Below are 11368 nucleotides of genomic sequence, written 5' to 3'. Positions count from 1 at the left end.
GCACTCAACCGCAGGTGATCTTGGTCGTCCGTGGGCGGCGATCCACGACGGTGCACCGACGAAACTCGCCGGTCAGGTCCTATACCGGTGCCTGTGGAGATCGTTTCCCACGCTGTCGTGCCCGTTTTCCCGTACTCCAGGACAGAGGCCTCAGACCCGGCTTCCCATTGTTGCCCCACGGTAAGTGATCTCGTCGGGACCCAGACGTACTCGAACGTCTCGCCAGCCCATGTCGAACGAGATGGTGTTTCAGTTGCCCCGGACCAGCCCCCAGGCGTACCAGCTTGTGCGAGGGGCCAGTAGCCGGCGCCGGATCGCCATGTTGTTCGGCGCCGGCCTGGCTGTGAGGCTGTCCAGAGGTGCTTCCCTGTCATGTGTCTTCTCCCCGGCCACGACCGGGCCCTCCGGTCCTCCCGGCGCGAGAAGATCCCCGCCCCCTCCCGCTGCGGCGAACAGAAGACAGATGCGCCGGGGGCCGCTTGTGCCAGTCGGTTATCGGGCCCTCTTCGGTTTGCGCAGCACTATCGCGATGGCTGCCCCAAGGAGAATTCCGGGGATGACCAGGATTCCGAGTGACATTTTTGGCATCACGAGGTGAGCCAGATAGATACTGCTCACGCTGGCTATGGCAGCAATGATGGACCCGACACGGTCGGGTTTACGATCTGGTGAGCGCATTTGTGCCGCCACTTTCAGTCCCATCGGTAACTGCCCATTCCGGCTACGCAGCCGAAGCCGCCGGTGACCCCGGCCAAGCCCCAGTCGACTGGCCCAGACCAGAAGCCATACGCGATGACCGGCCCAGCTCCGGCTCCGCCCCACCATGCGCACTGTCTGACGTAGTGATTGCGCGACACGCGGCCGCCCCAGCTCCGGAAAGCGTAGTAGGTGACACGCACCACGCGGTGACGTCTCCCCCAGCCACTGAGCCGTCGGTGCACATGCCGACAGTAGCGGTGCCAGTGCCACCACTTGCCGTCGACGTCGTAGTGGTTGATCGGGTCACCGTTGCAGCAGTCGTAGGCGTTGGCGCTTGCCTTGTGAAAAGCGTGTCCCGCAGGGCCACGTCCGTAACGCGTCCGGAAGCCGCCCTGGAAACCGCCACGCCAGCATGAACCGACGAGGTAGCCGACAGCTTCTCTACCGGTGGTTCGATGGTGCATCCGGCGATCGGCCAGAAGGTGAGCCGGAGTTCCGATCGTTGCGCCGAACGCCGCGTGGGCCGGAGTTCTTGGCCCGCGGGCGCAGGTAGAGACATGCGTGTGGTCGACAAGCTGCGGGGACTTGTCGACCACACGGGGATCACTGCTTATCGCAACCGAGTTCCGCGTCTATCTGTGCTGCGCTCTTCGGGCCGTCGTGTGTCCAGTACTCACCGCTGCCCAAGTGCGCCTTGGCGATCTTCCCGAGCGGCAGGACGTCGTCACGGCCGTTGCCCGAGGAGCTGGTGTAGGCGACATCGAGGTTGCCTGGCACTGTGGACGGCGCGGGCGCATGGTGAGCGAAGCCGCGTCCTGACCACAGTTCCACGACACCTGCCTTGGCTTGGCGTGTCTGAGGATCGGACGCCCACCACACCGAGGCTGGTGTCTCATCGTCGGTGTCGTCGAAGTCGAGGACATCGACCCGCCGCAACCGCTCCGCAGGACAGAGAGGCACTTTGACGGTGATCGTCTCCCCGTCGACACGGGCGCCGAACACGGGCGGGTCGGCGGGGTCGGACGGCAGCAGACCGCAGCCGGTTCCCAGCGCGAGGACCGGCGCCAGGACGATGACGAGCGCGGCGTTTTTCGCTTTCAGCATGAGTAGCCACCCCATCCCAGGTTGGCCTCCCGTTCGTAGCGGTTCCGGCAGGGATTGGACCCCGCTCGCGCATAGCGGAAGGCGAATCCGAGGCCGAAGTGGCGCCACTGTCGCCGATGGATCTTCTCGTGCCGGATCCGGTTGTAGGAGACGTACTTGGGGTTGTTGGAGGTGAAGTAGGTGCTGCCGATGGTGGTACCGCCTCGTGCGTGCAGGCCCCACCCGCCTCTGCATACACGCAGCCCCCAGCGGTAGGAGCAGTGGTATCCCATGTACCTGCTGCCAACGTGGGAAAGTCCCCAGCCCAGGGCGTTGGCCGACCATCGGCGCAGTCGGTGGGAGCGCCACGGCCGCCACCATTTGCCGTCGAGGTCGAAGCAGTTGACGGGATCGCCACCGCAGTACTCGTAGGCGTTGGCGCTGCCGCCGGGAACCGGGTCGGTGGACAGGAAGCGTCCGGTGGCGGGGTTGTACAGGCGTACACCCATGAGGGTGAGGCCAGTGAGGGTCTCACTGGAGCGCTGTTTGCCACCGAGCCAACCGTAGCGGACGGTGTCCTGACCATCGCGGGGGTTGCCGTGTTCGTCGTAGTCGAGGACGGTCGGTGCGGTGGAGGTGTCGGTCGGCAACTGCATGGAGGTGTCGCCGTGCAGGTCGGACAGGGTGAGGACGGTACCGCCGGTTTTGGTGGTGGTGGCGGCCAGGTTGCCGTCGAGGCCGTCGACACTGCGTGTCAACGCTCCGGTGGCGGTGTCCTCGACGGTCCAGCGGGGGTTGTCGCTGTCGGAGTCGTAGTGGTTGAGCTTGGAGGCGGTCTGCGTCCAGCTGCCGGAAGCGTTGCTCTCGGTGGTGAAACCGCGTCGGCGCAGAGCCGAGTCCAGAGTCCAGGTCCGGCGCTGATCGCCGGTGGTCTGCTGCTGGACGAGGTCGTTGGCGTAGTAGCCGATCGTCGAGCCGGACAGGGCCGTCGTGCGGCCGAAGGCGTCGTAGGTGTAGCCGCTGTTCACCAACCGGTCCGCGCTGTCGTAGGCGTAGCTGGCGGTGCTGCCCCCGCTGGTGGTGCAGTCCAGGCCGACACCCGCGGTGGCGGTTGCCAGGGTCTTGCGGTTGGTGTTCTTGTCGAATGTGTAGGTGCGGGTGGTGCAGACCGCGTCGGGGGTGGTGTCCTGCACCTGGGTCAGACGTCCGGCCTTGTCGTAGGCGTAGGCCTGGGAGGCGGTGACGCCGGGGGTGCCTGCGTGGGTGGCCCACTGGCCCTGGACGGTCTCGGTGATGCTGTCGGAGACGAGCACGGTGCCGTCGCTGTCGCGGGTGTAGGTGCGGGCGGTGGCGGTGCCGCTCGGGTCCTGCTCCTCGGCCATGGTGTAGCCGCCGGGCAGGCCCTCAGTGGCCAGGTCGCCGTCGGCGTCGTAGCGGGCGGTGAAGGTGCCGGCGACCGAGTCGGTCATCGACGTGGTCAGACCGCGTGGGTCGATCGAGGTGTCGTAGGTGTAGGTGGTGGTCGACGGCACACTGTCGGTGACCTTGGCAGGCCGGTCCAGCGCGTCGTACTGCGTGGTGGTGGTGCCGTTGTCGGCGTCGGTGTACGACATCATGCGGCCGAGCCGGTCGTACGCCTTGGTGATGGTGCCGCCGGCGGTCGAGGTCTGCGTGGCGACCTGGCCGGTGGCGTTGTCGTAGGTTGTGGTCACCGCGGGAATGGCGGTGCCCAGCCCGCCGGAGACGGTGACTGTGGTCGGCCGGCCGGCGTTGTCGTAGCCGTTGGTGGTGGTGCGGGTGGTGCTGCCAGAGGTTTCCGTGACGGTGGTCGGGTTGCCCCACCGGTCGTACTGGGTGGTTTTGGTGGGCAGGGTGGTGGGGTTGGAGCCGCCGCCGGTGGTGGCCGCGGCCGGGCCGCTCTGGCAGACGGCGTCGGCCCACTCGGGCCGTCCGCCGCAGGTGCCGGTGCCGTCGCCCGTGTAGTAGCTGGTCACCGTGGTGCCGGCGTCTGTCCCGCTGGAGGCGGGCTGGCTGGTCTTGATGACCCGGCCCTGGTCGTCGTAGCCGGTGATCGTGGTGATCGCCAGGCCGCCGGGGTCCTGGGTGGTGGAGGTGGGCAGGCCCTTGGCCCAGTCGTAGGCGGTGGCCGTCACCCGTGTGTCGGCCAGCAGATCCGGCCAGGAACGCGGCTGGGCGCCGACGGTCTGCTTGGTGACCTGGTTCTTGACCGTGGCGGTGCCGTCGGTCGGACGACCGGTGTCGTACTCCTTGACGGTGTGCTGGCGGGCCATGACCTGGCTGCCGGCCTTGGCGAGGGTGGTCGCGCCGCTGGTGAGGTCGGCCGCCAGGGTGATCTGGTGCAGCGGCCCGTAGGTGTCCGTCTCCCGCTGGCCGTCGCCGCTGTACACCGAGGTGGTGGACAGCAGTTGGGCGCGTTCGTCGGAGGACAGTGCGCTGATGCCCAGGTCGGTGAGCTGGTTCTTCTGCGCCTGGGTGGCGCCCAGGGCAAGCTCGCGGTTGGCTGCGGTCAGCGAGCGGACCTTGTTGCCGAACTGGTCGTACTCCGCGACCGAGATGTGGTCACCGGGAGTAGCGGTGTCCACCTCGCGTCCGGAGGCGTCGAGATAGTGGATGTCGGCACGGCTGTAGTCGCCTGCCGTCAGGCTGGTCCCGTCATTGGAGGAGGGAACCTGGTCTGCGGGGAAGACGGCGGCGGCATCGGTCGGAGTGTCGCTCTGCCCCCATGATGCGGTCGCGGTCGCGCCGAGATTCTCCGGGGCCGTCCCCCCGCTCAGCGGGACACCGTAGACGACGGTGGTGGTGGCCGTTCCGTTGGTCTGGCTCGCGCTGCCCGGGGTGAGCGTGGCACGGGACGCCTTCAGCAGCATGCCTTCGCCGGCTGCCGGGTTGGAGCCCGCCTTGCCGTAGTCGAAGGTCCACGGCAGCTGACCGGGCGGAGTGAGTGTGGTGATGTGTCCGGCGCTGTCGTAGGTGTAGGCGGTCTTCAGCGCGGGGCTGATGCGCGGGTCCCACTGTTCCCGCAGCCGTCCGGCGTCGTCGTAGGCGTACTGGGCGACGGTGGTGGCGGTGGCCACTGAGGCACCAGGGGCGGTGGACCACAGCTTGATCTGGCTCACCTGACCGGCGAAGTCACCCAGGGCCGTGGAGGTGGCGGTGGTGGTCGTCGGATAGACGAACTCCAGTACGCGGCAGCCCTTGGTGGACGGGTCGGCGTCACAGGCGCCCAGCGTGGTGGCAGTGGTGGAGGCGATGATCCGCTTGGGGCGGGCCAGGGTCTTGCCGCCGACAGTGACGGCCTCGGAGACCACCTTGGTGGTGGAGTTGGCCAGACCGTCGGCCAGCGAGCTGGTCACCGTCCACGTCGTCGCCGAGGTGTTGACCTTGGAGAAGGTGGTCACCGCACCGTCGGTGTCGGACAGCGTGAAGTCACCCGACGTGAAAGAGCCCTTGAGGGTCAGATCCTCCGAGCCAGGCTCGGGCACCCAGCCGGTCTTGGCGGCGTTCGCGGTGAACTTGACCGTGTCACCGTCCACGGTAGCCACGTTCAGCGAGGTGGCCGAGGTCTTCACGATCTGCGTGTAGCCGGAGTCGACCGTTTCCGCGGTGGTACCGGACAGCCACTCCTTGCCGAAGATCGGTGCCTGCCCCTCCTGCGCCGCCCCGGCCTGCGGAGTGCGGGAGGATGCGGTGCGGGACACGGACATGTCGAAGAACGAGGCGTCCGTGTCGGAAAGGGTGTAGTCGCCGGTGAGCAGGTTCACCGAGCCTGGTCCGACTTCCTCGGACGCCGCGCCGTCGGCGGCGCGGTCCACGACCACGCTGATCGGGTCCGAGGAGGTGGTCGCGCTGTTCGGACCGGTGAAGTCGGCACGTACCTGGACGGTGCCGTCAGGGTCCACGGTGGAGGTGGCGTTCCAGGTCAGCTTCGGGCTCTTGCCGCCGGTCAGGGCCAGTGGCCATGAGTTGAGCGGCTGCCCGGCGTTGGAGACATCACCTGCCGGGATCGGCGTCCAGTCGTCGGCCTCTCCGCGCCGCCAGGAGAAGGTGACCTTGTCGTACTTGGCGGCGTCGGCTTCGGCGGCCAGCGGAACGCGGGCTGAGGTGCGAGTTCCGTCGTCGGGGGCGGTCACTCCGCCCGGGCCGGCGTGGAAGGTGTAGGAGACAGCCTCGGACTTGTTCTCCGCCTTGTCGGTCGCCCGCACCTGCAGGGTGTTGGTGCCCGCCTTGGCCGGGGTGACGGAGAAGGTCACCGGCGTGGTACCGGAGGTGGCTACCTTCGTCCAGGTGGTGCCGTCCAGCGACCACTCGATGCCGTTCTGGTCACCGGACGGAGGCGTGACGGTGAACTTGCCCGGCTGACCGGCGCCCTTCACCCACTGGTCCGTGGGGTAGTCGGTGGAGGTCACCGAGGCGGGCGCGGAGGGCGCGGAGGTGTCGACGGTGAAGGTGGCCCAGGCCGACCAGTCGTTGTTGTAGTGGAGGCCGTCGTACGGGTTGGTGCGGAACTTGTACGTCTTGCCGTTGCTCAGGACGCCGGTAGGAACCTTGACCGAGGCAGGCTGGCCACTGGGCACGTACGGCGACACCAGGAGGTTGCCGACCTGGGTGTTGGTGGCGGCGTCGTAGATCTGGAAGGTGCCGTCGACCTTGTCGTTGTTGGCGTCGGTGAACGTGTCCCGCAGCGTCGGCGTGGTGGTGTTGACGTACCAGGTGCCCGAGGAGTCCTTGAAGAACGGGGGGCCGGCCTGCTGGTCGGTTCCGGTCTTGGGCCGATAGTTGTAGGTGACGGTCAGCTTGGGCGGGTTGGTGGCCGCGTTCGCGGAGTTCACCCGCTTCCACGGGGTGGACGCGGCCTCGTCCGTCGTGCGCAGGCCTATGTTGCCGCGGGTGGCCTTGGCCGATGCCCACGCCTGGACAAGGCTGGTGACGTCGGCGTTGATCCATCCGTCGGGCTGGCTGGAGCAGCTCGGGCTGCCGGTCGTCTCGGTGGAGGTGGCGTACTTGGTGTTCCACGTGGGCTGGTTGTTCCAGCGCGAGGACGTGGAGGCGGCCCCGGTCGACCAGACCTCCCACGGGTAGGCCTTGCAGTCGGTGTTGCCCGAGTGGAAGTCCCACAGCGACAGCTTCGCCGAGGAGACCAGGGCGTCGGAAATCGGAGAGGTGTTCCAGGTGATGAACGAGTGCGCGATGCGAGGGGTGCCGTCGGCGTTCTTGGTACCCGGGTTGCCCAGGTCCAGTTCCGTGTCGGCGGACCAGTCGACCGTCTCACCCTGCTGCACGTAGGTGTCGAAAACGTTGCCCAGCGCAGTGGTGGAAGGGTCCACCGTGACGGGGAACTGCGTCTTCTTGTCGGCGAGGAATTTGGCGTCCGGGGTGAAGACCAGGTCGATGTTCGAGCCGTGCTGGACGACCTTCAGTCCGACCTTGGCTCGGTGGGTGTGCTCACCGGACACCTTGTCCACGGTGGCGTCCCACATCACCGGAGCGGGCATCACCGCTCGCTTCTTGCCGGTCTTGGCGTCGGTGAACACCACGCTGCCGTCGGTCTGCTGCTTCGCTTTGAGGCCCTTGGCCTTCAGCGGCATGGTGTAGGCGTAACCGTCGGCGGTGGGCCGCTGCTTGATGGTGACGTACTGCTCGAAGCCCGTCCTGGTGGCCTCCACCACGACGTCCGCTCCGGGCACCGCGTCACGGTAGGTGGCCTTCGGGCCGTCCAGGACCGGCTTGGGCAGCCCACCCTTCCATCCCAGTTCGACCTGCTCCTGGCCCTGGCCGAAGGTGACCAGGGTGCGCGCCGCTGCCTTGCCGGCCGCTTTCAGCGACGCGGGCTTGGTGCCGCCCTTTCCTCCCAGCACCAGGCCCTTGGGATGAGCCGCAGGCGCGACGGAACCATCGGCGCGGGCCGCCAGGTCCAGGTCCACGTCGACCCATTTCCCGTCACGCTTGAACCGCACGGGGCCGGCCGACAGCTCCGTGGTCAGGGACCCGTTGGGGTTCACCCACGTCGTGGACGTCTCGGTGCGCTCCGACAACGCCTCGACCCGCTTGCCCGACAGCCGGGCCGCGACCCGCGCCGACGGCAGGTCCGCCGCCTGCGTCGCCCAGTGCTTCCCCGGCTTGGCGGATGACGGCTGGGCGGGCGGTGCGGCGAAGGCGGGCTCGATGCCGTCAAGGAGCGAGACGGACACCGCCAAGGCGAGTGAGCCGGCTATGGGCGCCGCCACTCTTCGAAATAGCCCCCGTCGCCGCCTGGGCGACGGAGGGACGTGCTGCTGACGCACCTTCAACCTCCGTATGTAGACCCTGTGATGGGTCGAAGGAGGGAGTATACGTAGCGCACATGACACGAAGGGTCATCAAAAATAGGTAAACCACAGGTAAAGCAGTACGTTGCCACACATCTGGAGCTACTTATGTGTCCAGATCTCTACTTCCAGTCGGGAACTCTTCGAGCGTCACCTGAGGAACGGCGCCGACACCTATGGAAGTTGTGAAGATCGCTTGCGACATGCCTCAAATGCCGCAAGCGTGCTGTACGCAGCAGACCTGACGGGCTCACTGAGCCCGCACGCAAGGGAAATGGAACGTGCCGTCCCCTGCCGTGGTCGGCTTGGGGGACGGCACGTCAGTGATCAGCCGATGACGGCGATGCCATCGGTGGTGACGGCAGGTCGCCCGGAGGTGCCGACGACCACGATCTTCAGGGTGTGCTGTGTTGCGCTGCTCCAGGTCTTGGTCCACATGGCCTGGCGGTACAGGGTGGTGGCGGATTTGAGGTCGACGGTGGTTTGGTAGGCACCGTCCAGGTAGACCTTGACCTGGCCGGAGGTGCTGGCGCGCGAGGCGATCCAGGCCACCGAGCGGCCCTTGAAGGTCCAGGTCAGGGAGGCGCCCGCGGCGGAGGAACTGGTCGAGTAGCGGCCCAGGTAGCTGGTTCCGGAGCGCTTGGTCCAGTTGCCGGTTGCCTTGGCCGCGCTTTCCTGGACGAGTGTCGCGGTGCGGGTGGCGGTGGCGGTGGTGGTGTTGCCGGCCAGGTCGGTGGCCTTGAGGGCGAACTGGGTGGAGGTCGCGGCCATGGCCGTGGTGGACCAGCTGGTCGCGGAGCTCGTCAGGGACGCCGCGGTGGGCGAGGTGGCGGCCTGGGCGCGCAGGCCGTTGTCGTCCGTTGCTTTCCAGGTGACGGTGACCGGGACGCCGGTCGTGTTCACGGTGCCGGTACGCAGTTGCACCGAGGGAGCGGTCGGATAGGTGGGCCGGGTGGTGTCCGCGACCACCGTCACCGCGGCGGACGTGGTGGCTTTGCCGCTCACGTGGGTCACGCGGACCGCGATGGTGTGACGGCCTGTGGTCAGCGAGACGGTCGCGGAAGTGGCGCTGCCGGCGGTCGTCGCCGCCGGGGTGCCGTCGACCAGGACTTCCGCGCCGGTGAGGAGGGTGCTGGGTGTGGTGGTGGTCCATCGGACACGTGCGCTGGTTCCGGTGACGTAGGCGGTGCCCGACTTGGCGGTTCCGCTGGGACCGTCGACGCTGGTGACGGCGAGTCCGGCGGCGGGGCCGGCCGCGTAGCTGCGGACGTCGGCGAGTTTGGCGTACAGCTGGTTGCCGGGGCAGTCGGTGGCGAACCCGTTGCGGTGTCCGGAGACGGTGTTCAGGGTGTAGCTCTTGCCATAGGTGAAGCCGTAGCTGTCCTTGGCGCCCTCGGTGAGGGTGCTGGTGGCGGTGGGGCTGATGCCGGACATGTTCAGTTTCCAGGCGGCGAGGCGGGCGATGGAGCCCAGCATGGCCTGACTCGGGGTGGCGCCCGGGATGGTGCTGGCCGTGGAGTCGCCGCCGCTGAGGTCGGTGTAGGTGTCGATCACCGCGATGCCCATCGAGTCGGTGTTGAAGCCGTACGTCTGGGCGCCGGTCACGGGCAAAGCGGCCCCGCCGAAGCGGCCTTCGAAGATGGTGCCGCACTTGTCGACCAGGAAGTTGTAGCCGATGTCACGCCACCCCTGGTGCAGGTGCAGCGCGTAGAGGCTGCGCACGATCGCCGGAGAGTCCGTGCAGGAGTAGGTGTTGGTGGTATCGGTGTGGTGAACGAAGACCACCTTGACCGTGTGCCCGTAGTCGGGGTAACCGGCATCCCGGGCGCATTCGTCCGCTCCCCAGCCCGCACGGCTGACCAGCTGCGGAGTGGGCACCGACGATGAACGGGGAGCGCATCGGCGCCGACTGCCGTCGCGCGGTGACCCGCGCCAGGCCCGCCACCCCCAAGCAGGCCCGTGACTGGCTCGGTGCTCTCGCCCACGCCGCGGCGCATGCCGACGCCTGCGGGCGCCCCACCAAGGCGGAACAGCTGCTCACCCCGGAAGCGATCGAGTGGTACCTGGCCACCGGCTGTCTGCACCTGGACCAGTCGTCCCGCTCCAACCGCCGCTGCCGCCTCAACCACCTCCGCCGAGCCCTGCTCGGCCCCGACCTGATCACCGGCCGACCGGCCGCCTACTCCGGCTCGGATCCCTCCCGCCCCTACACCAGGTCGGAACAGGCCCAGCTGTACGCGTCAGCCCGCTCCCAGCCCACCGACGAGCTGCGCTATGGCTTGCTGACGCTCCTGGCTCTCGGACTCGGCTGCGGCCTGGACTCTCCCGAGGTGATCCCGCTGCGCACACACGACGTCCGGGAAGCCCCCAACGGGGCTGTGGGAGTAGCGGTCCGCGGGCCCCGCGCACGCGTCGTGCTCTGCCGTACCGCCTGGGCCGCGGTCCTGACCGAAGCCACCGCCTGGGCTTCCCGCCCCGGTCAGGCCCGCTACCTCTTCCGCCCGGCCAGCCACGCACGCGGCACGAACACCGTCACCAACTTCCTCGCCCGCACCAAGAAACCACCCGGCAGCCCGTCCCTGGTCATAGGCCGGACCCGCGCCACCTGGCTCGTCGACGCCATCGAAGCCCGCATGCATCTGCCCACCCTGATGGCCGCCGCCGGCCTGACCACCCTGCGCTCCATCGACCGGGTCCTGCCCCACGTCCGCAACCTCACGCCCGACCAGGCCTCCGCCGTGCTGAAGGAGTTCTGACCATGACCAGCCGCCTCGCACGCCACACCCGTATCGCCCGCCTGCGCTCCCAGCGCGCCCTCGTTCCGGACACCGAAGTCACCGCGGTCCGTGCCGAAGTTGCCGACTCCGGCCTGATCGAGGAGATCGAGCCGCTCGTCACCCGGCGCACCGGATGCCCCTGCACCCTCCCGGTCGAGGCGCTGCTGGTCGGCATGAGCCTGGCCTCCGCCCGCAACGGCGGCGTCGTCACCTTCACCGCCGTCACCGATCTACTCTTCTTCTCCCTCTCCGATCCGATGCGCGAGCAACTCGGCCTGCGCCGCTACCCCGACCACGACCGCGGCTTCGAAGCCGCCTACGCCGCCGTCCGCCGCCGACTGCACAGCATCCTCGAAACGATCGATCCGTCCCCGCTGCCCAAGAACCACCGCCTGGCCCGCCGCCATGCCGCGAAGCTCCTGGCCCAGGCCGACCCGGACGAGCTCGCCCGCAAGCGCAGTCTCAGCTTGGCGTTTAACCTCG

At 68.1% G+C, this 11368-nt stretch carries 4 protein-coding genes and 1 pseudogene; 2 read left to right on the top strand and 3 right to left on the bottom strand.

Features of this window, described 5'->3' with window-relative positions; genetic code table 11:
• Window positions 1–1302: 1302 nt before the first annotated feature.
• The 3 genes from VT52_RS32795 to VT52_RS39470 form a co-directional block, all read right to left on the bottom strand.
• The gene (locus VT52_RS32795) at window positions 1303–1803 is read right to left on the bottom strand and encodes a hypothetical protein (protein WP_071387731.1); all 501 of its coding nucleotides are present in this window, start codon (window positions 1801–1803) and stop codon (window positions 1303–1305) included.
• The gene (locus tag VT52_RS32790; protein WP_079175436.1) at window positions 1797–7991 is read right to left on the bottom strand and encodes a DNRLRE domain-containing protein; all 6195 of its coding nucleotides are present in this window, start codon (window positions 7989–7991) and stop codon (window positions 1797–1799) included. The genes VT52_RS32795 and VT52_RS32790 overlap by 7 nt, the downstream gene beginning before the upstream one ends.
• Before the next feature lie 444 nt (window positions 7992–8435).
• Window positions 8436–9986 (bottom strand): peptidoglycan recognition protein family protein, encoded by a 1551-nt coding sequence (locus VT52_RS39470; RefSeq protein WP_071387729.1) that lies wholly within the window; start codon window positions 9984–9986, stop codon window positions 8436–8438.
• A 5-nt stretch (window positions 9987–9991) separates the two neighbouring features.
• Here VT52_RS39470 and VT52_RS32780 point away from each other — a divergent pair, with 5 nt between their 5' ends.
• Window positions 9992–10864: a hypothetical protein gene (locus VT52_RS32780; RefSeq protein WP_071387728.1), complete on the top strand. Its 873-nt coding sequence runs from the start codon at window positions 9992–9994 to the stop codon at window positions 10862–10864.
• Between the two features lie 2 nt (window positions 10865–10866).
• Window positions 10867–11368 (top strand): annotated as a pseudogene (locus tag VT52_RS32775) (hypothetical protein); the annotation flags it as partial.

This window comes from Streptomyces malaysiense (assembly GCF_000980885.2).
GTDB lineage: Bacteria > Actinomycetota > Actinomycetes > Streptomycetales > Streptomycetaceae > Streptomyces > Streptomyces malaysiense.
This window is presented reverse-complemented; position numbering and strand designations above follow the sequence as displayed.

What these genes read in the sequence shown, in the direction of transcription:
- VT52_RS32780 (WP_071387728.1), top strand. Translation starts at nt 9,992, where the DNA reads ATGAACGGGGAGCGCATCGGCGCCGACTGCCGTCGCGCGGTGACCCGC.
- VT52_RS32795 (WP_071387731.1), bottom strand. Translation starts at nt 1,803, where the DNA reads ATGCTGAAAGCGAAAAACGCCGCGCTCGTCATCGTCCTGGCGCCGGTC.